Origin of the sequence: Stenotrophomonas sp. TWI587 (assembly GCF_039674145.1) — a bacterium.
Classification (GTDB): Bacteria; Pseudomonadota; Gammaproteobacteria; order Xanthomonadales; family Xanthomonadaceae; genus Stenotrophomonas; species Stenotrophomonas maltophilia_AY.
Genome location: NZ_JBDJMW010000009.1, coordinates 1 through 20,670 on the forward strand (window position 1 = coordinate 1; position 20,670 = coordinate 20,670).

A 20,670-nucleotide genomic window follows, 5' to 3' on the forward strand; every position below is an offset into this window, starting at 1 on the left:
CTTCGCTGAAAATGCGTTCGCCTCGGGAGTTCAGGCGGCAACAGGCTGCAGGCGCTGACCAGGCGCTTTATTGCGAATAGGGTGGGGTCGGGAATACAGGGGCAAGATCATTACCTCATCCGTTTCCGGAAATTTGGAGGGCGGAAAAAGCACGGCGTGAATTGCGTCGAATAGGCTGCCAGCACCGCCTTCGATATCACAGTTAGCATTGCCGATAAATCGCACAGTGGACTGAAGTTCAGTGGGTAGTGCGGCACGAAGTTTCGATTCGTCTGCTGGGCCATGGTTTACCACATGTACGGTTGCGCTGGGGCAACTGCGAGCATAGTCCTTTGCCGCTACGGTGAAATTCTTTTTGCTAGATCGTAGGTAATGTTTGCATTCTAGAACGTAGACCGTACGGTCACCCGCTGGCGAGAGCCCCGCTTCGACGACCCGGAAATCAGGTTGAATCCCCCCCTTACGCTTGGGACTGCTACCCACGAGTGCAGAGCGCAGTTCTGCCCAGATCTCGTATTCTTTGCCTTCCCGAAAATACGTAGCAAGCTTGCTGCCACCGAAGGCGAACGACAGGAGCCCGTCAACGGGATTGAATCTCAGGCTTGGCTCCGCTGCTTTCGCCACCTCAAGCAGGCGAGTACCGACCCAGACGGAATATAGTTCGTGTCGGCGCTGCCAAGCGGGCACGGCTAGTGTGTCCAGCAGTTCGCGGAATGTACGGTCGACCCATACGTCATCCGGTTCGAGATGCGAGACTACTTCGGCAAGCCGATCGCGTGCCTTCTGGCTCTCAACTTTGCCCGATGCAACGAGGCAAGGCAGCTGCTGCAGGCTGTTGATCACGCTACAGTCCCAGAAGTCGCTGGCGGCGTTCAATTGTCCCTGGAGATGACCGCTCCCATGGGTCTGCGAGGACATGATGCGCGCGGCTTCAATTACCTCACACCGGTCCGCCCCATGCTCCCGCCAGAGTTCCTGGATATCGCGAACCAGAACACCGATCTGCGTCAGCTGCTTGTCGAGTTCTGGCTCATCGGTTGGGAGAGTTTGAGGGACACCGGGAAAATGATTGGGCCTACTGTTACTCGTCGTTTGCCATACAGCCTGCAAAGAATCATAAATGTCCCACAGCGTATGCTGGTTGGGCAGGGGTCGCCGCGTTTGAAGGACCTTTTGGATACGGAGGACGCTCTCCCGGAACTCCTCCAACGTCTGGATCACCGGATCGTCCATTCCCTCGAACTTGAAGGCGACGCTAAGAGAGTGCGTAGCGCGACGGGCATCAGCCTTGACAAGAGTTTCGAGGATGTCCTGCATCATTCGCGCGAACCCCACTTGCCCCTTCAGCAGCTCAACCAAGAAGCGCTCTACGTTCACCTTTGGTTGCGGAGCGGCGGAATCTATTGCCAACCATGCATCGAGCGATATCGCACTGTTGGGTACAGCTAGCGCCTTGCGAAGCGTAACCTCAATGTCCGCATCCCGACCCGGCCTCCCATTCTTTAGGCGTAGCTCCAGGCCGGCGTCTAGGCACAATGCCCGCCACAACGCAACCGCCGAAGATAGAGTAGTGATCTCCATTGAGTTTATCCTTCTCAAGAATTTGGCAATTCCTTGCCGTTGTCCATCTGGATTGAGCCTACTTTGAACAGGACACCATATTTTCACTACTCAATAACGACTGCTGCAGACAGCGCTCATAGCGTACTAAAGATTGGAAGACCGTTTATAGCTTGAAACTGTCGCGGGCTGAAAGGTCTTGAGTGACTGCAACTGGCCAAAAATGGACATTGGCTCGCAGCGATTCCCTCGAGAAGCTCACGTCGAACCAAGCTCTCCACGCACCTCCTCAACAAACACCCGCCCCACCGGCACCTCAGCCCCATCATTCAACACCAACCAGTAACGACTCCCTGAAGCAGCATGCAACGTGCGCACATGCGTCAGATTGACCAGATACGACCGGTGGCAGCGCACAAAGTCCGGCGGTAGCACGGCAGTAAGACTCGCCAGCGATTTGTCATGCAGCTCACTCCGCCCATCGTGCATACGTACTTCGCTGTAGTCCCCATCAGCACGAATCCAAAGCACGTCCGCCAGCTCGACCATCGCCGTCCCCTGCGCATGCCAGATGCCCAGGTAACGCGCCGCCCCGGACCGATACCGGCCAACATCCAGCAATCGCTCCAGCGCCTGCCCCAGCCGTTCGCGTGAGAAGGGCTTCGGCACGAAATCCAGCACCCCATGCTCAAACGCCTGCAGCGCCCGCTCCCGATGCGCTGATACCACCACGCAGTGGTATCGGCCGGCCACCACGCGCTTCAGCAGGTCGAAGCCATCCTCGCCCCCCAGATTCAGATCCAGCAGCAGGCCGTCATACACGCTGCGCTGCAGCCGGTCACCGGCAGCGTCCAGGTCGGCCACAGCATCGAATCGCGCGCGGCTGCCAGCCAGTTCGGTACACATCCGCAGCAGCCGCTGGCGAACCAACAGCTCGTCCTCGACGATCAGGATGCGCATGTCAGCTCCATGCGGCCGTACCAGTCGTTGCCATCGGGGCCCTGCTCAAAGTGCCAGCCCTCCGGACAGGTAGCTGCAAGGCTGGCCTCAATGTAGCGGGTGCCCGTGCCTTGCCCGCGATGCCGGGCGGATCCGCGTGCGCTGCGAAGTTCCAGCATCCAACGGTCGCCCGCGCGTTGAATACGCAGGCGGAAGGGATGCTCGGCACACGCGACGGCTCCTGCATGAGTCAGCGCATTCTCGACCTGCGCATGCAGCACGCCGGGCGGCAGCCACAGACCAGTGCGCTCGCCCTCGACCTCGAAGCCGATGTGGCGATCCAGCGCGAGCCCGACGATGTCCAGGTGGTTGCGGCACAGCGCCAGCTCTTCTTCAATCGGCACGCTGGGGCGGGTGCTGCTTTCACGCAGGCGGTCGAACTGCTCGGCCAGGGATTCCACCAGTCGGCTGGCGCGCATTGGCGCCTGTTCGATCAACTCCTGTAGACCGGTGAGGGTGTTCATCAGCCAATGCGGCTGGATGCCCCGTTGCAGCAGCTGCAGCGAGAGGCGGGCACGCTCTTCGCGCAGCTGCGCATTGTGGTGGTCAAGCGTACGCAGCTGCGCGGCGTGACGGATCAGCAGAAAACCCATCAGCACGGCCAGGAACAGGAAGTAGGGGCCGTCCAGGAAGATGCCGCCGGCGAAGGGCACGGCCAGCGCACCGGCCACGACCAACGCCAGGATCGGCCAACGCTCGTCAGGCTCACCACGGGCGCGCAGCAGCACGTAGGCGGAGGTCAGCAGGCTGAGCAGCAGGAGGGCAGCACCACGGCCATCGAAGCTGGGGACAAAGGCGGCCAGCGCCAGCACTGTGGCGAGATAGGCCATGCGGGCAGTCCTCGGCACGGCGACGCCGAAGCGACGCACCAGATAGGCCGGCAGCAGGATCGCTGCAGCCAAGTGCAACAGAAGGAGCATGAGCAGACGCGGCCCGTGCCACGGGTAGGCATAGCCCACCAGCGGGCGCCATGCTTCCACCATGGGCAGCGCAAGGCCGACCACCCCCAGCGCCAGCAGCAGGCGCGCACCCGGCACCCGTGGCCGCCCGCGCTGTGCGGCGAGGAAGTACAGGCACGCCGCACCGAGTGCCCCGGTCGCGAGCGCGGCGATCAGCCACGGTCCAATGCCGTGGCTGTAGATCGAGGCGGCTGGCCCGATGGCAACGAAGGCATCCGCACCCCGCAGCTTGAACCACTGGTGATGGCTGGAAGCGAGCAGCACCAGCGTATCGGTGCCGCTGGGCGAGGAGGGCGGCAGCACGCGGATGATGTCCACCTGTCCCGGTTGCTCTTCGTCTGCGTTGCGGCCGACGGTGCCATTGGCGGCCAACGGCTTGCCGTTCCAGAAGGGCTGGCCGGCCGCACGCACCGAGATGCGTAATGCACGGTCAGCCGTGTCGTGTGCGTTCGGCGCACGCAGGCGCCAGCGCAGCCAGTAAGGGCCGCGCCACTGCACCAGCTCGCGTTGGTTGGCCGGTTGCCATTGCAGTGTCGTCGGCGGCGCGGTGGGCAGTGTGCTATCTGGCCCCAGCGTGGCGGGTGCCATCTCCTGGGCTTCGTAGTAGCGCACGCCCGGTGGGGGCGCGACCAACAGCAGCCACGCGGCGACCGCGATGAGCAGGACGGCGAGGGCGGTCAGGGTGCGTGGAATCTGCATGGGCCCATCGTATCGGTTGCACGGAGTCACTGGACCCCCGCCTGGAGCTGTTCGGCGGACGGGCGCTCCCCGGTTGCCTTGGGCGCGGTGATGCTGGCGGCGTAGTGCATGCGCCAGCCTCGGCGCCCAGTTCCCCTTCCTCCTACGCGGAGTCCGTCATGTTCACTGTCTCGCCCTGCCTGTTCCCTTCCTCTTCGTCCGGTCGACGCCTGCGGGTCACGCGGCTGGCGGCACTGTGCCTGGCGCTTGTCGGCGCGTCGCCTTTACTGGCACGGGACGCGTCGGCGCCGCTGGTGTTCACCCCGTATGCGTTCGAGACGCAGACGCACGGCACCATCGATGCCGAGGCAGGCTATCTGGAGGTGCCGCGTCGGCACGCCGACCCCAACGGGCCGCGCATGCGCCTGCGGGTGGTGCGCCTGCCAGCGACCGGCGGCGATGGCCGTGTGGCCCCGGTGGTGTATCTGGCTGGCGGTCCGGGTGGATCGGGCATCGGCACCGGGCGCGGTCCGCGCTGGCCGGTGTTCGATCAGGTCCGGCGCGAGACCGATGTGCTGCTGCTTGATCAGCGCGGGGCGGGTGAGTCCGAGCCGCCGGCGCCGTGTCCGCATGAGCACACGTTCGACGATGCACAGCCACTGCAGCACGATGCGGCGCTCGCCGCGCTGCGTGACGTCGCCGCCCGCTGCGTGGCGTACTGGCGGGAAGCCGGTGTGGACCTGGGGGCCTACACCACCGCCGAGAGTGCCGGCGACCTGGAGGACCTGCGGCGCGCGTTGAAGGTGCCGAAGATCAGCCTGTGGGGCATGAGCTACGGCACCCATCTGGCGCTGGCCACGGTGCGCCTGCACGGCGCCGGTCTGGACCGCGTGGTGCTGATGGGGACGGAAGGCCCAGACGACACCTTGAAACTGCCGCTGTCGGCCGATGCGCTGCTGGCGGAGTTGAGCGTGCTGGCCAAAGGAGCGGGCTTCGATGATCTGACCGGCTCGGCCACGCGCGTGCTGGCCGCCCTGCGCGAGCAGCCTCGCCAAGGCCACAGTGTCATGCACGGCGGCAAGCCGGTGATGATCGGCAAGTTCGACGCGCAGTTGGCGATCAGTGCCTGTCTCGGGCGGCGTATGACCCAGCAGTGGCTGCCGCTGATCCTGCGCGATGCCGAGAACGGCGACTACGACCTGCTGGCAGCGATGGTCCTGCTGCTGCGTAGTGAACACGGCAGCTATGGCGCGATGCCGCTGGCGATGGATGTGGCGTCCGGGCAGAGTCTGCAGCGCCGCGCGCTGGCCGAGGCGCAGGCACGCGAGAGTCTGTTCGGCGATGCGCTGAACTTCCCGTTCCCGGCGCTTGGGGATGGCTTGGGACTGGTCGATCTTGGCGATGCCTTCCGTGGTCCGCTGCGCAGCGATGTGCCGGTGCTGTTCATCAGTGGCACGTTGGATGGACGCACGCCGCCCGCCAATGCCGAGGCACTGCGGCCGGGGTTCAGCGACAGCCGCACCCTGCTGGTGCGCGGGGCCAGTCACGACAACGAGCTGTGGCTCGGGAACCCTGCCATCGCCGCGGGTATCACGGACTTCCTGGCGGGTCGGCCGGTGGGTAATGTGGCCTTGGAGGTGGCACCGCCTGTGTTCGCCAGGAGCAAGAGCGATCTGGTGGATCCGCGCGGGCGCTGAGAGCTGTCCGTAAGTGCGCGTGTGTGCAGGCGCCGTGGACCGGCCGCGGTGTATGGTTTCGGCTGGCCACGGCGCTTGCGCCAATACAGGAGGACGCGATGACCGATTCAACGGTGGCATCCGTGCACGGCACGCCCGACGATTACGGCGACACGCTGTACCGGGTGTACTTCGAAGTGGGCGAGTGGGAAGGGATCGCGCGCGATGCCATCACCGCCTTCCTTGTCGAGCGTGCCAGCGATCATCCTGCCTTTGATTTCGACGCCTCGCTGCTGCACGCGCGGCCCCACGGTTATGAAGTGGACCTGCCGATGCAGCTGATTCCCGAGGTGGTGCGCGCGCTGGCCGAGCGGAATGTGGGGGTGTATCAGGTGGTCCGGCTCGGCGGGATCTGACCGGCACGCCACCTGCTGGGGACAGGGGCCTTGGCAGTACCTGCGCATGACCGCCTCGGCTAAGATGCCCGCCATCGCCGGAGACCGGCTGCACGGCAAGGAAGACCGATGTGTAAGTCAGCCCGCGATTCAGTAGCCGCGTCAGTGCGATGGGCAGCCGCTGCGCTGTTGTTTCTCCCGCTGCCTGCGATGGCCTCTGATTTCACCGGGTTTCTGACCCTCTACATTGCCATGCCGATCTTCGCGCTCACCGGGGTGGTGCTTGGTGTCCTGCTGATCTTCCGTCGTCTTCTCTGGGTACGTGTCGTGGGGACGGTTGTCGGTGTGCCGATCCTGCTTGCTGGTATCGGTGTCGCTTACGTGGACACCTGGCGGCTCTGGCCGCAGACCACTCACGGCGAGCCTCTTCTTCGGGCGACGGCGGTCATCCTTTGTGCGTTGGTGTGGCTGACGCTGGCAGCCTTGGTCTGGCTGTTGTGGCGTTGGCCGACACGGCCCCGGCAAACCGGCACGCCCACCGCTGTATCGCAGGCGCCGGATTCGCCATGATCACCGGCGGGCGCACTGCGCGCCCGTTCCACCCATTTTCCAACCCGGATAGAGGCAGCAATGGCGGATCCTTACAACAACGGTGGCCGCGCAGGCCCTGCAACCCGACTCGATGATTCCATGGTGACCACGGCGATGGAGCTGCCCGGCTTCCGCGTGGTGCGCAGCCTGGGCGTGGTGCGCGGCATCACCGTGCGCTCGCGTTCCATCGTGGGCAACTTCCTCGGCGGGCTGCAGACCATCTTCGGCGGCAACATCACCATCTACACGCAACTGTGCGAGCAGGCTCGCGAAGAGACCTACCGGGACATGTCCAACCATGCGCGGCTGCTCGGTGCCAACGCGATCATCGCGATGCGCTACGACGCCACCGATGTAATGACTGGCCTGACCGAAGTGCTGTGCTATGGCACGGCGGTGATCGTCGAACCCACGCACCTCTAAGCTGCCCGCTCGCGATACGTCCCGCGTATCGCAGCCTCTTGTGGTTGGTATTGGCATCCGCGCCGCGCAGCGCGGATGCTGTCCGCATGACAATCAACGACACACTTTCTTTCGCTGGCCAGGTGGCCCTGGTCACTGGCGCCGGCGGTGGCCTCGGCTTCGCCTACAGCCGGTTGCTTGCGCAACGCGGCGCACACGTGGTGATGCAGGATATCGGCGCCGGGCTGGATGGCACCGGCAGCGATCCGCAGCGGATCGATCAGGCAGTCGCGCGCCTGAGTGCGGATGGCCTCTCTGTCGAGGCCAACCATCGGGGCATCGCTACCCGTCTCGAGGCCGCCGCATTGGTTGCCGAGCTGTTGCAGCAGCATGGCCGCCTGGACGTGATCCTGCACAACGCAGGCTGGGTCGAATATCAGAAGATCGATGCAGTGGACGAGGATCGCTTCGACCACATGATGGCGGTCGCGGCCAAGGCACCGCTGTGGCTGGCCCAAGCGGCCTGGCCGGCGATGCAGGCGCAGGGTCATGGCCGCATCGTGCTGACCACCTCCGATCGCGCGCTGTATCCGCAGTACGTGCAGCACGGGCTGGCGGCGTATGCGGCGGCGAAGTCGGCCGCGGTGGGCATCGTCAACGTGCTGGCGGCCGAGGGTGCAGCGCATGGCATCGTGGTCAATGCGGTCTCACCGGTGGCCAAGACCCGCATGTGGGGTGTGCAGGGCGAGCCGGATGAACTGTATCCGGAGGCCGTGGCACCCGGCGTGGTGTTCCTGGCCTCGCGCGCCTGCACCGAGGGCGGCTGGATCCTGCGCGCGAGCAACGGCCAGTTCCATGCCACGCGGCTCACCGAGGCTGGGGGCGTGCACTATCCGCGCGATCTGCAGGCGGTGTCCGCCGGCAGTGTGGAGCAGGTCGCCTCGCACTGGCCGCAGATCGCAAAGGCTGCCATCGAGCCGCGCTGACGCCTGCGCACGTCCCGGCGTACTACCCTTGGGGCTGTTTTCCCGTTCCGGCACCGCCCCATGGTCGATCTTCGCCAGCTCCGTCAGTTCGTCGCCGTCGCCGAGGAGCTGCACTTCCACCGTGCGGCCGCGCGGCTGCATATGTCGCAGCCGCCGCTGACCGCGGCGATCCGCAAGCTGGAAGATGAGATCGGGGCGGAGCTGATCCAGCGCGGCAACCGCACCTTGGGACTGACGGTTGCGGGCCAGACGCTGCTGGCCGAAGCACGCCTGACCCTGCAGCAGGCCGACCACGCGCTGCTGGCGACCCGTGATGCGGCCGCTGGGCGTACGGGGCTGGTCAGGCTGGGCTATGTGGGCAGCGCGCTGTACGGGCGGTTGCCGCAGGTGATCCGCGCCTTCCGTGCGCAGCATCCGCAGGTGCGGCTGGAGCTGATCGAAGCGACCTCGGCAGGGCAGCTCACGCTGTTGCGCGAGGGCCGCATCGATGTGGCGGTGCTGATCCCCCCGATCCATGACGCGGCGGACATGCGGCTGCAGGACTTCGATGAGGACCGCTTGGCCATTGCATTGCCACGCGCCCATCCGCTGGCGCAGCAGGTCACCGTGGCGGTCGAGGCGCTGGCGGCCGAGCCGTTCGTGCTGTGGCCCGCGCGCGAGGGGCAGGGCTTCCATGCGCAGGTGATCCGTGTCTGCGCGGAAGCCGGGTTCAGTCCGCGGGTGGTGCAGGAGGCGCACGGGATGCATGCCGTGTTGTCGCTGGTGGCGGTAGAGGCCGGGGTGTCGATCGTACCGGCCAGCATGGTCGGCTTCCGGCAGGATGACGTGGTCTACCGGCCGGTTGCGGGCGACGCTGCACACTTCACACTGCAGCTGTGTACGCCGGCCAGTGATCCATCGCCGGCACTGCGCCACCTCCTTGATCTGGTCAGGGAGGCCGCTCCACTGCAGGTGCGGTGACAGGCGGAAAACGGCGGTGCTTCAAGGGAGCGCGGCGGTCAGTATCTGGCAGGTCGCTTGGCAGTCCGTGGTGTTGAGCGCGTCGATCAGCGGGACCAGCAGTTCGCCATTCGCCTCGCCGGCGTCGCGCCGAAGCTGCAGTCCCTCGGCGACCTGTGCACGTTGCGGCAGCGGCAGTACGCGGGCCATCATCGCGGCGACCGGCTGGGCATCGCGGGCGAGTCGGCGGCGCTGCTCCTCAGGAAGCTCCTGCGAGGCGATGTGCCTGGCCAGACTCTGCAGTGCGGTGGCGCCGAAGTCCGCGGTGTTCTTGAGCATGGCCGGCTCGATGGGGTCCCGCTCTGATTCCGGACGTGCCGCGATGCGTTCTCCGTCAAGCCGCAGCTGCACTGCCGCGCAGCCAATGAAAAACACGGAGGCCTGCAGTATCTCGGGGCCGAATCGCGCGAGCTGTTCGTTGGCTCGGGGGGTGCTGGGGTTGGCCTCGATGTACTTCATGAGGTCGTCCGCAGCACGGCTGATGTGGTCGTTGTAGGCGAATGCTGCAGTGCTGACGTTCTCGCAGAAGGCATCAAACCCGGCGCGGTCGTTTGCCTCGATCGTATCGGTCAGGACCGACAGATCGAGCACCCTGCGCATCTGCGTCTGCATGGTCTCCAGCGAAACGGCAGTCGCCGGTACGTCGTTGGCATTGAGCCCCTGCATCTGCGAGAGCGCCTCGCGTTGAACGGCCAACGTGGCGTCCAGCCGGGCATTGGCCTGGGCGACGTTCGCACCCAGTGCAGCTGCCAGGGCAAGCAGCAACGGTGGGCCGTGCCGAACGATGGAGCCAGCATCCATGTCTATCTTCGCGGTGCGTGTGAGGGGCGCGAGTATAGGCCAGCCCGTTGCGCATTCAGCGCGTGCGCTTCACCCACGCGCGCACCACCAGCGCGATCAGCGCGGTGAACACGAGCCAGGAGATCACGTCGAACACGCCGTCGCCGATCAGTGCGCTGACCAGCCCGACCACGCTGACCAGTGCGATCCACGCCGGGGCGATGAACGGGCTGCGCGGTGGCTTCACCGGCGCGCTCATGCGGCACCGCCGGTCTGTGCGGCGCGCTCGATCTCGGTGACACGTGCGTCGGTACTGCCGCGCTTCACCCACAGGTACAGGCCACTGATCAGCACCGCGATGGTGAGCAGATCCAGCAGCGCCCACAGGATCTTCAACGGCAGCTTGCCGTAGTCACCGAAGTGCAGCGGCTGGCTCAGCAGCAGCACGCTCATGTAGGTGGGCAGCTGCGGCTGCGCGGTGAGCTCGCCGGTCTTGGCATCGATCAGCACGGGGCGATACAGGCGTTCGGTGAGCGCGGTGTTGCCCTGCATGAACACCCCATAGTGATGGTCACCGCTGTAGCCGGTGCCGGGGAAGCTGACAAAGGCCGGGCGCATGCCGGGCTCGGCGGCGCGGGCGGTGTCCACGGCAGCCTGCAACGAAGCCAGGGTGGCCGGGCGCGGCTGGCCGGCATAGCGGGCGGCGAACTCGCCGAGCTGTTCGCTCTGCCAGGCCTGTTCCAGCGGCTTGGCGATGGTGTTGATGGCGCCGGTGATGCCCACCACCAGTGCCCAGCCGAGGGTGACGATGCCCAGCACGTTGTGCAGGTCCAGCCAGGCCAGCCGACGGTTGCGACCGGTGCGCAGCGTGCCGAAGCGCTGCTTGCGCATGAACGGTCCGTACAGCACCAGCCCGGAGATGATCGCGACCGCGAACAACAGCCCCATCGCGCCCATGAACAACATGCCCGGCAGACCGAGGAACAGATCGGTGTGCAGCCGGTACAGGAAATACATCACGCCTTCGTTGAACTGCGCGGCGGGCAGCACCTCGCCGGTGGTCGCATGCAGCAGCGCCGTGTGCATCTGCGGCGGCGGCGTGTCCGCGCGGGCGCCGGTGTTGACGTACACGGTGGGCGCATCCGGATCCCAGCCGACGAACAGCGGCACATCGCCGGGATACTGCGCCAGCGCGGTGCTTACCTGCGCGTCCAGATCACGCGGGGTGGCGTCTGCGGCGGTTGTGGCGACCTCCGGCTCGCTGAGGTGGGCGATTTCCTCGGCGAATACCAGCGGCAGGCCGGTCAGGCACAGCAGCAACAGGAACAGGGTACAGACCAGGCTGGTCCACTTATGGATGACAAACCAGGCTTTGATGGTGGCACGTTGCATGAAGGCTCTCTGGCGATGGCTGGAGGCGCGGTGTGGGCCGGGATTATCGAGACGGGGGTCTACAAACGCAAATGCGTCTCACATCTTTGGCGAGGGGTGAAAAGGACGTTTTCATCTCATTGACCCATTCCGTTCACGGTTTCGATGCCCATCGGCCATTAGCGTAGAGCGTCCCCACCGCACTTGGAGACATGCCATGAATCCCCTGCAGACGGCCGCACGCGCGATGCGCAACGGACTGGAAGAAGTGGCCGCCCTGCTGGTCGGCGAGCGTGCAGAATCCCTGCGCCAAGACGATACGGCCGCACCCGGGGTGGGCATTCCGATGCCGCGCCGGCTGCCGCTCAAGCGCCCGCTGCTACATGGGCGCAAGGGCATGGCCCCGTGGCAGAAGATCGGGCCGGGCCGTCGTTAAGTGCGCTGTGCATCGGCGGGGTGGTTGACCCCGTCGTTCACCGCTACTTCGCCGATATCGAACGGATTGACCCCGTCCAGGCAGCCGACGTTGTAGCCGTATTCGTCCGGCGATGAGCGGCGCTGGTGGTGGGTATAGATGCCACACACGCTGCAGAAGTGATGTCGCGCTACATGCGTGTTGAACTGATACAGGCGCAGCTCGTCGTGGCCCTGTACGACCTCCAGATCGGCCAGCTTCACAGAGGCGACGATCGCCCCCCGGCGCCGGCACATCGAGCAGTCGCAGCGCCGGGGCGAGACCACGCCGTCTGGCAGGTGCAGGCGCAGGACGACGGCGCCGCAATGACACCGGAGTAAATGATGCCGCTGGATGGGGACACCCCCGACCGTGGTCAGACCCTGCATGGATGGCGCGTCCTGTAACCGTTCAGAGGACTGGAAGTATGCGGCCGGTCGCCCGGTCCGGGCCAGCCGGCACCTGCCGCGGAGTGAACGCCGCCCGAAGCTGAACAGGCTCGACATGCGGCGCACACGGGGGTTATGGCTAACTAGCGCCCCGGATAGACGACGGATCGATGCGTGAAGAAGGCAGGACGATGGGGGCTGGCGCTGCTGATGCTGCTGGCGGCGCTGTGGATCACCGGTTTGCTGGCCTATCAGCTGCCCGGTCCGGGCTGGTTGCGGTATCTGCTGGTTGCCCTGTGGGTGGTGTTCGCCGTCACCGGTGCGGTGGGCGTGGCGCGTGCGCGCGCCGGGCGCTGGCCAGGCGTGCTGTACGGCGTGGCACTGGTGCTCTCGGGCGTGTGGTGGCTGCTGCTGATCCCGCGCCAGGACCGCATCTGGGCCGATGATGTCGCCCAGCGCCTGAAGGTAGTCGAGGTGGATGGCTCACGGGTGGTGCTGGACAACGTCCGTGACTTCACCTGGCGCAGCGAGACCGACTACGACGCGCGCTGGGTGCGCCGCGGATACAACCTGGACCAGCTGCGCTCGGCCGACCTGATCATGTCCTACTGGATGGGCCCGGCGATCGCGCACACGCTGATCTCGTTCGGCTTCGACGATGGCCGCTACCTGGTATTTTCACTGGAGATCCGCAAGGAGCGCGGCGAGTCGTTCTCGGCCCTCGGCGGGTTCTTCCGCAAGTTCGAAATGACCCTGGTTGCCTCGGAGGAATCCGACATCGTGCGCACGCGTACCAACGCGCGGGGCGAAGACGTGTATCTGTACCGCCTGCATGGCATGACCCACGAGCAGCTCAAGGGCTTGTTCCTGTCCTACCTGGGCGAGGCCCGCAAGCTCGATGCCGCGCCGGCGTTCTACAACACGCTGACCAGCAACTGCACCACCATCGTGTACGAACTGGCCAAGCAGATCGCGCCGGGCCTGCCGATGGATTACCGGCTGCTGGCCTCGGGCTATTTCGCCGAGTACGCGCGGGATCTTGGGGTGCTCACGCCGGGCGTGCCGTTCGAGACGCTGAAGGCGCGCGGACGCATTACCGATCGTGCACGCGCCAGCAGCGAGACCGATGATTTTTCACAGGTGATCCGCCGGGGCGTCCCGGGGGCAGAGCAGGGAAGCGTTCCATGATGTCCGCAGTGAAGTTGTTCCCGCATCGCGTGTTGCCGATGCTGGCCGTGGTGCTCTCGCTGCTGCTCTCCAGCGGCTGCGCGATGGTCACCATGAAGCAGGTGGCCCCGACCGAGTACCTGGCCAACAAGCGCGGCGACGTGCTCACCTCCGGCAAGCTCAGCGCCGCCTCGCAGGAGACGTTGAGCGTGATCGGCATGGACGTGGCGCAGTGCGAGAAGGACGTGGCCGCCTGCCAGAAGACGCTGGGCCACACCGATGTGCTTCCTGAGGAGCAGCGGCTGTCCGCGCAGTCCGAGCTGTGGGTGAAGACGGCGCTGGCGCTGACCCCCAAGCCCAAGGACCGCGAAAAGACGCCGATGTCCGACGCGGCACTGGATGCCTGGCTGGAGGCTGCCCGCTATGCGTACGCCTACCTGTTCTTCAGTGGGCGCACACCCTCCGATCGCGCTTTCGAAGATCGCCAGACCCAGGTCCGCGATTACTACAACTACGCCGCCGAGCAGACCGCCGCGGTAGTGTTCAAGCGCAGCCGCGACAGCGCGCTGGAAGGTGAGGATTACAACGCGGCTGTGGCGGGTGAGCGCTGGACGTTGACCTCCGATTTCGATGAGCTGCGCATGCAGAGCATTCCAACCCGCATGGTGTCCGCCTCGGCACTGAGTTTTGCCGGCCTGCGCAGCACCTATCGCCGTGATGGCTTCGGTGCCGAGCTGGTGGTGATCATGGACCCGCCCAAGCTGGTGGCCCCCGCCGATGGCGAGAAGGTCGAGATTCCGCAGTACAGCGAAATGTCGGCGATCAATGCCACCGCGCTGCTGCGCTTCAAGGGCGACACCCTGCAGCAGGTGCTGGAAACCACCCAGGTGTTGTTCGATGTGTACTCGCCCGAGTCCACCGAGAGCGTGGACCTGCACGGTGAGAAGGTGCCGCTGGCCGGCAACTTCACCGCCGCCTACGGCATGTGGCTGGCGCAGTCCGGCTTTGCCACCCAGTCGCTGCGCACGCTGTTCGGCCTGAGCGAAGGCATCGGTGCGCCGCACATGTACCTGATGCAGCCGTGGGATCCCAACCGCCGCATCATCTTCATGCTGCACGGCCTGGGCAGCAGCCCGGAAGCGTGGGTGAACGTGGCCAACGAGATCATGGGCGACCCCGAACTGCGCCGGCATTTCCAGGTCTGGCAGGTGTATTACCCGACCAACGCCCCGATCGCGCTCAACCGCTACGAGATCCACCAGGCCTTCAACAACACGCTCAACCACTTCGACCCGACCGGCAGCACGCCGGCTTCCAAGGACATGGTGTTCATCGGCCACAGCATGGGCGGTGTGCTCGCGCGCCTGCTGGTGACCTCCTCCGGTGATGTGCTGTGGAACGATCTGCTGGCCAACTACGACCTCAAGGGCGAGCGCCTGAAGCGGGTGGAAGCCAAGCTGGGGCCGCTGCTGCATTTCACCGCCGAACCGAACGTGGAGCGGGCGATCTTCATCGCCGCCCCGCACAAGGGCACGGATATCGCGGGCAATCGGGTGGGACGCCTGATCGGCCGGCTGGTGCGGCTGCCGATCACCCTGCTGGGCAAGTTCGAGGATGTGTTCCTGACCCTGCAGGAATCCGAATCGGCCAACAGCACGACCAAGCTGCAGATCCCCAACAGCATCGACAACCTCAAGGCCAGCGATCCGTTCGTGAAAGCGGCCGGTGCGCTGCCGATCACGCCCGGGCTGAAGTACCACTCGATCATCGCCCAGCGCAAACCGGAGGTGCCGCTGCTGCAGTCCGATGACGGCTTGGTGCCGTACTGGAGCGCGCATCTGGATGGCGCGGTGTCGGAGAAGGTGATCATCTCCGGGCACAGCGTGCAGGAAACCCCGCAGGCCGTGCTGGAGATCCGCCGCATCCTGCGAGAGGATCTGAAAGAGGTCGGCGACACGCACCCGTAAGGGGCGTGTCCCGCTGAGGGTCAGATGCGCCGTGCGACGACGACGCTCAACAGCGCCAGCACCAGCATGATCGCGAAGGTCAGCAGGTAGCCCAGCACCTCGCGGCCGTCCAGGAACAGCGCGAACAAGGAACCGGAGATCGCCAGGGTGGTCGCCACGCCCAGCGCCTCGCTGAGTTGCAGAGCCGAGGTGTTGGCGCCCTGGTGCTCAGGTGCGGACAGCGACAGTGTCAGCACCGAGAGGCTGGGATAGATCAACCCCATGCCCAGCCCGGTCAGCACCCAGCCCACCATCGCCGACCACAACGGGATGCCCGGCTGGATCGCCAGCGAGGTGGCCAGGATACCCACGCACATCAGCAGCGCACCGGACAGCAGCAACTGCCGGCGGGACCAGCCACGCTGCTGGTGGCCCTGCAGCCACGAGCCGGAGAACCAGCCCAGCGCGCCCAGGCTCAATGCCACACCGGCCCATACCGGCGTCAAGCCACGCTCGCGCTGCAGCAGCAGGGGCAGGAACGCTTCGCAGCCGAAGAACGCCGATGCGGCGATACCGCGCAGCGCGATCACGCTGGGCAGGCCGCGGCGCAGCGTCAACGTGCCGGTCGGCAACAGTTTCCAGCTGCACAGCCCGAGCACGCCCAGCGCCGGCATCAGCAGCGCCACGGCCTGCCATCCCTGCTGCTGCCCGCCGATGTACAACGCCAGCGCGCCCAACGAGGCACCCACTGCCCAGGGCACCACATTGCGGCCGCCGGTGCCGGTGGCCACCGCCCCGACCTGACGCAGCGCCGGGCGCAGCAGCAACGCCGCCGGGATCGCCAGCAGCGGCACGATCAGGAACACCCAACGCCAGCCCAGGTGCTGCACGATCAGGCCGCTGATGCTGGGGCCGATCAACGAGGGCACCACCCACCCGGCGGAGAACGCGGCAAACACACGCGGCCGCATCGGCTCGGGGAAGGATCGGCCGACCAGCACATACAGCGCGACCGAGATCGCGCCCGCACCCAGCCCCTGCATCAACCGGCCCAGCACCAGCACCGGCATGTGCTGGGCCAAGCCTGCCACCAGCAGGCCGGCCACGAAGCAGGCCAGACCCAGCCACAGCGGCCGCGCCGGGCCACGCTGATCACTCCAGCGCCCGGACAGCGTCATCCCGATCACGCTGGTGGCCAGGGTGCCGCCGAATGCCAAGGCATACAGGCGCAGTCCGTCCAGGTCATGGGCGACGGTCGGCATCGCTGCGGCCACGGCCAGCGCCTCGAAGGCATGCAGTGAGACCAGCGCGACCATGCCGATCGTGGTTGCGCGATAAGCGGGCGACAGGATCGAGGGGATCGGGGCATCGACCACCGGAACGGCGGCGGGCGGCGGAGCAGCATCAACGGACATGCGGGTTCCAGGCATCAAAGGGGGAGGCCGGGCTTGCAGTGCAGCGCAGCGGCGGGCAGCATGCCACCTGAACCATGGTTGAGGTCAAGCAGTGATCGCGCAGGAACTGAGTGTAGGCGAAGTGGCCAAGCGGAGCGGTGTGGCGGTATCGGCGTTGCACTTCTACGAGCGCAAGGGGCTGATCCGCAGCCTGCGTACTGCCGGCAACCAGCGCCGTTTCGCGCGCGATGTGCTGCGAAGGCTGGCCGTGATCCGTGTCGCCCAGCGGGTCGGGATGCCGCTGGAAGCAGTCGCGACCGCGTTTGCCGCTTTGCCGGAAAACAAGACGCCGACCAAGGCCGAGTGGGCGAAGATGTCGGCGCTGTGGCGCAGTGAGCTGGACCAGCGCATCGAGCAGTTGCTGCTGCTGCGCGACCAGCTCACCGACTGCATCGGCTGCGGGTGTCTGTCGTTGAAGCGCTGCCGCCTGACCAACCCCGGCGATGCGCTGGGCGACCAGGGCGACGGCCCCCGCCGCTGGGAGTAGTGCCGGCCGCGGGCCGGCGCCGCCCTCACCAGACGGTGAATACCTGCCCGCTCTGTATGCCTTCCACGCTGCGCTGGTAGGCCAGCGACGCGCGCTGCGCCGTCACCGCTTCGAAGCCCGGGAAGTAGGCACCGTAATCGTCCATCGATTCGGCCAGCACGTTCGGGCTGACCGCATTGATGCGCAGCCCGCGCGGCAGCAGCTCGCAGGCCGCGGCGCGCACGAAGCCTTCGAGTGCGGCATTGGATGCCGTGGCGTTGGCGCCATCGCGGATCGGCTGGGCGCTGATGATGCCGCTGGTCAGCGTGATCGAGCCGCCAACGTTCACGTAATGCTGCGCGGCCAAGCTCAACCGCACCTGGCCGAGCAGTTTGTCCTGCAGGCCGAGATTGAAGTCGGCCGGCCGCATCTGGGCCAGTGGACCGAAGTGCACGCGGCCGGTGGTGGCGATCACGGCATCGACCTTGCCCACCTTGGCGAACAGCTCCTCCACGCTGGCATCGTCGGTCAGATCGACCTGCACATCGCCACCATGGCGGCCCGCACGGATGAGTTCATGGTGTACGCCGAGCGTGCTGGCGACGGCCTGGCCCAAGGTGCCGCTGGCACCGACAAGCAGAATCTTCATGTGCAACGCTCCCGGAAAGGTGGGTGTAGCACCACGCCATGCGTGGCTACGTTTGGCCGTCAATCATTTGCCGCCGACAATGCCTGCCCACGCGTGGTCGCCGCGTCGATCGCGCGTGACACGATGGCCTCGAGACCGTCGGCCTGGAAGCTCTCGATCGCTGCCTGGGTGGTGCCATTCGGCGAGGTCACGCGGCGACGCAGTTCGGCAGGGGCTTCGCCGGATTCATCGAGCATGCGCGACGCACCGAGCAGCGTCTGCACCACCAGCGTGCGAGCGGCCTCGGCAGGCAGGCCCTGCGCAATGCCGGCCGCTTCCATCGCTTCGGCCAACAGAAACACATACGCCGGGCCACTACCGGAGACTGCGGTGACGGCATCCATGCGCGCTTCGTCATCGATCCACACGGTGCGTCCGGCACTGGCCAGCACGGTATCGGCCTGCGCGCGCTGTGCGGCAGTGACCCCGGTGGTGGCGAACAGCCCGGTGACACCGGCGCCGAGCAGGGCCGGCGTGTTGGGCATCGCACGGACCACGGCCTGGCCGCCGCCCAGCCAGCGGTCCAGCTGGCCGCTGGTGATACCGGCGGCGATGGAGACCACCAGCGGTTGCTTGGCGTGCGCGATATCGGTCAGCGAGGCGCAGACATCACGCAGCACCTGCGGCTTCACCGCCAGCACCCAGACCGCGCCTTGGGCGGCGGCTTCGGTCGCGCTGGCATAGGCCTTGATCCCGAACTCAGCCGTCAACTGCTCACGCAGTTCAGTGACCGGCTCGGCGACATGGATGCTGGCCGGGGCCACGCCCTGGCGGACCAGGCCGGCGATCAGGCTGCGGGCCATGTTGCCGCCGCCGATGAAGGTGATGGGGGACGTGCTCATGAACTCTCCTTGGAACGGGCGGGGCGCTCAGGCCGGTCGCGGACGTGCGCCGAACAGCGCAGTGCCGATGCGGACCATGGTGGCGCCATGGGCGATGGCCTCAGGGTAATCGCTGCTCATGCCCATCGACAGCGTATCCACCTGCGGATGTGCTGCGGCCAGTGTGGTGAACAGCGCGGCCATGCGGGTGAACGCGGCCTGGCGACGCTCAGCCTCCGGCGAGGGTGCCGGGATCGCCATCAGTCCGCGCAGGCGCAGCTGCGGCGCGGCCGCGATGGCGGCGGCGAGCGCGTCGATGTCTTCCGGCGCGCAACCGTGCTTGCTGTCCTCGTCATCGATGTTGACCTGGATCAGCACGTTGAGCGGCGGCTGGCCGGCCGGGCGGTGCGCGGCCAGCGCGGTGACCAGCTTGGGCCGGTCCACGCTCTGCACCCAGTCGAAATGGCGGGCGGCCAGCTCGGCCTTGTTGGACTGCAGATGGCCGATCAGGTGCCACTCCAGGCCCAGCGGCGCCAGCGCCTCGATCTTGGCCACCGCCTCCTGCACGTAGTTCTCCCCGAAGGCCCGCTGGCCCTGCGCGGCCAAGGCCTGTACGGCGTCGGCCGGCTGGGTCTTGGAGACCGCCAGCAGGACCGGATCTGGCCGCCCGGCGGCGGCCGCCGCGTTGTGCAGGTTCGTCAGGATGGCGGGCAGGGGCTGGGCGGTCACGGCGGTTCCGGTGGATCAGGGGCTGGAGCGTATTGTGCACATCTCGCTCTATACTGCCGCCCGGGGAAAGAACCTTCCAGTCGCAGCAGTCATGGGGAGTAGCAGCGCATGGATATCGCCGAGCTGTTGGCGTTTTCTGTAAAGAACAAAGCGTCGGATCTTCATCTGTCGGCCGGCCTGCCGCCGATGATCCGCGTTGACGGCGATGTCCGTCGCATCAATATTCCGGCCCTGGACCACAAGCAGGTCCACGCGCTGGTGTACGACATCATGTCGGACAAGCAGCGCCGCGATTACGAAGAATTCCTCGAGGTCGATTTCTCGTTCGAGATTCCCTCGCTGGCGCGCTTCCGTGTCAACGCCTTCAACCAGAACCGCGGCGCGGGTGCGGTGTTCCGTACCATTCCGTCCGAGGTGCTCACGCTGGAAGACCTGGCCTGCCCGCCGATCTTCCGTGAGCTGATCGATCAGCCGCAGGGCCTGATCCTGGTCACCGGCCCGACCGGTTCGGGCAAGTCGACCACGCTGGCGGCGATGATCGACCACATCAACAAGAACGAATACGGCCATATCCTCACCGTCGAGGATCCGATCGAATTCGTGCACACCTCGCAGAAGTGCCTGATCAACCAGCGCGAAGTGCACCGCGATACGCACGGCTTCAACGAAGCGCTGCGCTCGGCCCTGCGTGAAGATCCGGACATCATCCTGGTCGGCGAGCTCCGCGATCTGGAAACGATCCGCCTGGCGCTGACCGCCGCGGAAACCGGCCACCTGGTATTCGGCACGCTGCACACCAGCTCGGCCGCCAAGACCATCGACCGTATCATCGACGTGTTCCCCGCCGGCGAAAAGCCGATGGTGCGCTCGATGCTGTCCGAGTCGCTGCGCGCGGTGATCTCGCAGGCGCTGCTGAAGAAGGTCGGTGGCGGGCGTACGGCTGCGTGGGAAATCATGGTGGGCACCCCGGCCATCCGCAACCTGATCCGCGAGGACAAGGTCGCGCAGATGTACTCGGCGATCCAGACCGGCCAGCAGCTGGGCATGATGACCCTGGACCAGCATCTGCAGGACCTGGTCAAGCGCAGCCTGATCACCCGCAACCAGGCGCGCGAGTACGCCAAGGACAAGCGGATTTTCGAATAGTGGTAGTGCCGGCC

Annotated in this window: 22 protein-coding genes; 11 read left to right on the forward strand and 11 right to left on the reverse strand. The window is 66.1% G+C overall.

Features of this window, described 5'->3' with window-relative positions:
* Nucleotides 1-30: 30 nt before the first annotated feature.
* From ABE464_RS14625 to ABE464_RS14635, 3 genes are all read right to left on the reverse strand, one after another.
* Nucleotides 31-1,581: a hypothetical protein gene (locus ABE464_RS14625; protein WP_346472562.1), complete on the reverse strand. Its 1,551-nt coding sequence runs from the start codon at nucleotides 1,579-1,581 to the stop codon at nucleotides 31-33.
* Nucleotides 1,582-1,818: 237 nt separating this feature from the next.
* Complete coding sequence (locus tag ABE464_RS14630; RefSeq protein ID WP_346472563.1) at nucleotides 1,819-2,520, reverse strand: LytTR family DNA-binding domain-containing protein; 702 nt, start codon at nucleotides 2,518-2,520, stop codon at nucleotides 1,819-1,821.
* A complete protein-coding gene (locus tag ABE464_RS14635) occupies nucleotides 2,508-4,217 on the reverse strand; it encodes a histidine kinase (RefSeq protein WP_346472564.1) in 1,710 nt (569 codons plus the stop codon). The genes ABE464_RS14630 and ABE464_RS14635 overlap by 13 nt, the downstream gene beginning before the upstream one ends.
* 158 nt (nucleotides 4,218-4,375) lie before the next feature.
* On the opposite strand from ABE464_RS14635, the gene ABE464_RS14640 reads away from it, so the two are divergent.
* The 6 genes from ABE464_RS14640 (at nucleotide 4,376) to ABE464_RS14665 (ending at nucleotide 9,206) form a co-directional block, all read left to right on the forward strand.
* Nucleotides 4,376-5,893: an alpha/beta fold hydrolase gene (locus tag ABE464_RS14640; RefSeq protein ID WP_346472565.1), complete on the forward strand. Its 1,518-nt coding sequence runs from the start codon at nucleotides 4,376-4,378 to the stop codon at nucleotides 5,891-5,893.
* Nucleotides 5,894-5,991: 98 nt separating this feature from the next.
* Nucleotides 5,992-6,288, forward strand: a complete 297-nt coding sequence (locus ABE464_RS14645; protein WP_346472566.1) for a hypothetical protein — start codon at nucleotides 5,992-5,994, stop codon at nucleotides 6,286-6,288.
* A gap of 189 nt (nucleotides 6,289-6,477) precedes the next feature.
* Nucleotides 6,478-6,837 carry a hypothetical protein gene (locus ABE464_RS14650; RefSeq protein WP_346472567.1) on the forward strand — a complete coding sequence of 120 codons (360 nt, stop codon included), beginning with the start codon at nucleotides 6,478-6,480 and terminating at the stop codon, nucleotides 6,835-6,837.
* 60 nt (nucleotides 6,838-6,897) lie between these two features.
* On the forward strand, nucleotides 6,898-7,281 hold the full coding sequence (locus tag ABE464_RS14655; RefSeq protein WP_346472568.1) for a YbjQ family protein: 384 nt from the start codon (nucleotides 6,898-6,900) through the stop codon (nucleotides 7,279-7,281).
* A gap of 86 nt (nucleotides 7,282-7,367) precedes the next feature.
* Nucleotides 7,368-8,246 (forward strand): SDR family NAD(P)-dependent oxidoreductase, encoded by an 879-nt coding sequence (locus tag ABE464_RS14660; RefSeq protein WP_346472569.1) that lies wholly within the window; start codon nucleotides 7,368-7,370, stop codon nucleotides 8,244-8,246.
* Between the two features lie 60 nt (nucleotides 8,247-8,306).
* Nucleotides 8,307-9,206 (forward strand): LysR family transcriptional regulator, encoded by a 900-nt coding sequence (locus ABE464_RS14665; protein ID WP_346472570.1) that lies wholly within the window; start codon nucleotides 8,307-8,309, stop codon nucleotides 9,204-9,206.
* A 21-nt stretch (nucleotides 9,207-9,227) separates the two neighbouring features.
* Here ABE464_RS14665 and ABE464_RS14670 read toward each other — a convergent pair whose 3' ends face one another.
* From ABE464_RS14670 to ABE464_RS14680, 3 genes are all read right to left on the reverse strand, one after another.
* Complete coding sequence (locus ABE464_RS14670; RefSeq protein ID WP_346472571.1) at nucleotides 9,228-10,010, reverse strand: hypothetical protein; 783 nt, start codon at nucleotides 10,008-10,010, stop codon at nucleotides 9,228-9,230.
* 91 nt (nucleotides 10,011-10,101) lie between these two features.
* Nucleotides 10,102-10,284: a hypothetical protein gene (locus tag ABE464_RS14675; RefSeq protein WP_259261225.1), complete on the reverse strand. Its 183-nt coding sequence runs from the start codon at nucleotides 10,282-10,284 to the stop codon at nucleotides 10,102-10,104.
* Entirely contained in the window at nucleotides 10,281-11,417 is a 1,137-nt protein-coding gene (locus tag ABE464_RS14680; protein WP_346472572.1) for a PepSY-associated TM helix domain-containing protein, read from the reverse strand. Before ABE464_RS14680 ends, ABE464_RS14675 begins: the two co-directional genes overlap by 4 nt.
* A 196-nt stretch (nucleotides 11,418-11,613) precedes the next feature.
* On the opposite strand from ABE464_RS14680, the gene ABE464_RS14685 reads away from it, so the two are divergent.
* Complete coding sequence (locus ABE464_RS14685) at nucleotides 11,614-11,832, forward strand: hypothetical protein (protein ID WP_346468519.1); 219 nt, start codon at nucleotides 11,614-11,616, stop codon at nucleotides 11,830-11,832.
* Here the strand turns inward: ABE464_RS14685 and ABE464_RS14690 are convergent.
* Entirely contained in the window at nucleotides 11,829-12,239 is a 411-nt protein-coding gene (locus ABE464_RS14690) for a GFA family protein (protein ID WP_346472573.1), read from the reverse strand. The genes ABE464_RS14685 and ABE464_RS14690 overlap by 4 nt on opposite strands.
* Before the next feature lie 210 nt (nucleotides 12,240-12,449).
* On the opposite strand from ABE464_RS14690, the gene ABE464_RS14695 reads away from it, so the two are divergent.
* Nucleotides 12,450-13,427 carry a DUF4105 domain-containing protein gene (locus ABE464_RS14695; RefSeq protein WP_346472689.1) on the forward strand — a complete coding sequence of 326 codons (978 nt, stop codon included), beginning with the start codon at nucleotides 12,450-12,452 and terminating at the stop codon, nucleotides 13,425-13,427.
* Complete coding sequence (locus ABE464_RS14700) at nucleotides 13,427-15,373, forward strand: alpha/beta hydrolase (RefSeq protein ID WP_346472690.1); 1,947 nt, start codon at nucleotides 13,427-13,429, stop codon at nucleotides 15,371-15,373. Before ABE464_RS14695 ends, ABE464_RS14700 begins: the two co-directional genes overlap by 1 nt.
* A gap of 20 nt (nucleotides 15,374-15,393) precedes the next feature.
* Here the strand turns inward: ABE464_RS14700 and ABE464_RS14705 are convergent, their stop codons facing one another.
* Complete coding sequence (locus tag ABE464_RS14705; RefSeq protein WP_346472574.1) at nucleotides 15,394-16,767, reverse strand: MFS transporter; 1,374 nt, start codon at nucleotides 16,765-16,767, stop codon at nucleotides 15,394-15,396.
* Nucleotides 16,768-16,858: 91 nt separating this feature from the next.
* On the opposite strand from ABE464_RS14705, the gene soxR reads away from it, so the two are divergent.
* Nucleotides 16,859-17,293: a redox-sensitive transcriptional activator SoxR gene (soxR, locus tag ABE464_RS14710; protein WP_183073810.1), complete on the forward strand. Its 435-nt coding sequence runs from the start codon at nucleotides 16,859-16,861 to the stop codon at nucleotides 17,291-17,293.
* Between the two features lie 25 nt (nucleotides 17,294-17,318).
* Here soxR and ABE464_RS14715 read toward each other — a convergent pair whose 3' ends face one another.
* From ABE464_RS14715 to ABE464_RS14725, 3 genes are read right to left on the reverse strand one after another with little or no spacing between them, the layout of a single operon-like run.
* A complete protein-coding gene (locus ABE464_RS14715) occupies nucleotides 17,319-17,921 on the reverse strand; it encodes a short chain dehydrogenase (protein ID WP_346472575.1) in 603 nt (200 codons plus the stop codon).
* A gap of 59 nt (nucleotides 17,922-17,980) precedes the next feature.
* Complete coding sequence (gene proC, locus ABE464_RS14720; protein ID WP_346472576.1) at nucleotides 17,981-18,802, reverse strand: pyrroline-5-carboxylate reductase; 822 nt, start codon at nucleotides 18,800-18,802, stop codon at nucleotides 17,981-17,983.
* A 27-nt stretch (nucleotides 18,803-18,829) separates the two neighbouring features.
* Complete coding sequence (locus ABE464_RS14725; protein WP_346472577.1) at nucleotides 18,830-19,510, reverse strand: YggS family pyridoxal phosphate-dependent enzyme; 681 nt, start codon at nucleotides 19,508-19,510, stop codon at nucleotides 18,830-18,832.
* Nucleotides 19,511-19,618: 108 nt separating this feature from the next.
* On the opposite strand from ABE464_RS14725, the gene ABE464_RS14730 reads away from it, so the two are divergent.
* Nucleotides 19,619-20,656 carry a type IV pilus twitching motility protein PilT gene (locus ABE464_RS14730; protein WP_123728544.1) on the forward strand — a complete coding sequence of 346 codons (1,038 nt, stop codon included), beginning with the start codon at nucleotides 19,619-19,621 and terminating at the stop codon, nucleotides 20,654-20,656.
* Nucleotides 20,657-20,670: the final 14 nt, after the last annotated feature.

Coding starts and splice junctions, on each gene's coding strand:
- ABE464_RS14625 (WP_346472562.1), bottom strand. CDS start 1,581: ATGGAGATCACTACTCTATCTTCGGCGGTTGCGTTGTGGCGGGCATTG.
- ABE464_RS14630 (WP_346472563.1), bottom strand. CDS start 2,520: ATGCGCATCCTGATCGTCGAGGACGAGCTGTTGGTTCGCCAGCGGCTG.
- ABE464_RS14635 (WP_346472564.1), bottom strand. CDS start 4,217: ATGCAGATTCCACGCACCCTGACCGCCCTCGCCGTCCTGCTCATCGCG.
- ABE464_RS14640 (WP_346472565.1), top strand. CDS start 4,376: ATGTTCACTGTCTCGCCCTGCCTGTTCCCTTCCTCTTCGTCCGGTCGA.
- ABE464_RS14645 (WP_346472566.1), top strand. CDS start 5,992: ATGACCGATTCAACGGTGGCATCCGTGCACGGCACGCCCGACGATTAC.
- ABE464_RS14650 (WP_346472567.1), top strand. CDS start 6,478: ATGGCCTCTGATTTCACCGGGTTTCTGACCCTCTACATTGCCATGCCG.
- ABE464_RS14655 (WP_346472568.1), top strand. CDS start 6,898: ATGGCGGATCCTTACAACAACGGTGGCCGCGCAGGCCCTGCAACCCGA.
- ABE464_RS14660 (WP_346472569.1), top strand. CDS start 7,368: ATGACAATCAACGACACACTTTCTTTCGCTGGCCAGGTGGCCCTGGTC.
- ABE464_RS14665 (WP_346472570.1), top strand. CDS start 8,307: ATGGTCGATCTTCGCCAGCTCCGTCAGTTCGTCGCCGTCGCCGAGGAG.
- ABE464_RS14675 (WP_259261225.1), bottom strand. CDS start 10,284: ATGAGCGCGCCGGTGAAGCCACCGCGCAGCCCGTTCATCGCCCCGGCG.
- ABE464_RS14680 (WP_346472572.1), bottom strand. CDS start 11,417: ATGCAACGTGCCACCATCAAAGCCTGGTTTGTCATCCATAAGTGGACC.
- ABE464_RS14685 (WP_346468519.1), top strand. CDS start 11,614: ATGAATCCCCTGCAGACGGCCGCACGCGCGATGCGCAACGGACTGGAA.
- ABE464_RS14690 (WP_346472573.1), bottom strand. CDS start 12,239: ATGCAGGGTCTGACCACGGTCGGGGGTGTCCCCATCCAGCGGCATCAT.
- ABE464_RS14695 (WP_346472689.1), top strand. CDS start 12,450: ATGCTGCTGGCGGCGCTGTGGATCACCGGTTTGCTGGCCTATCAGCTG.
- ABE464_RS14700 (WP_346472690.1), top strand. CDS start 13,427: ATGTCCGCAGTGAAGTTGTTCCCGCATCGCGTGTTGCCGATGCTGGCC.
- ABE464_RS14705 (WP_346472574.1), bottom strand. CDS start 16,767: ATGTCCGTTGATGCTGCTCCGCCGCCCGCCGCCGTTCCGGTGGTCGAT.
- ABE464_RS14715 (WP_346472575.1), bottom strand. CDS start 17,921: ATGAAGATTCTGCTTGTCGGTGCCAGCGGCACCTTGGGCCAGGCCGTC.
- proC (WP_346472576.1), bottom strand. CDS start 18,802: ATGAGCACGTCCCCCATCACCTTCATCGGCGGCGGCAACATGGCCCGC.
- ABE464_RS14730 (WP_123728544.1), top strand. CDS start 19,619: ATGGATATCGCCGAGCTGTTGGCGTTTTCTGTAAAGAACAAAGCGTCG.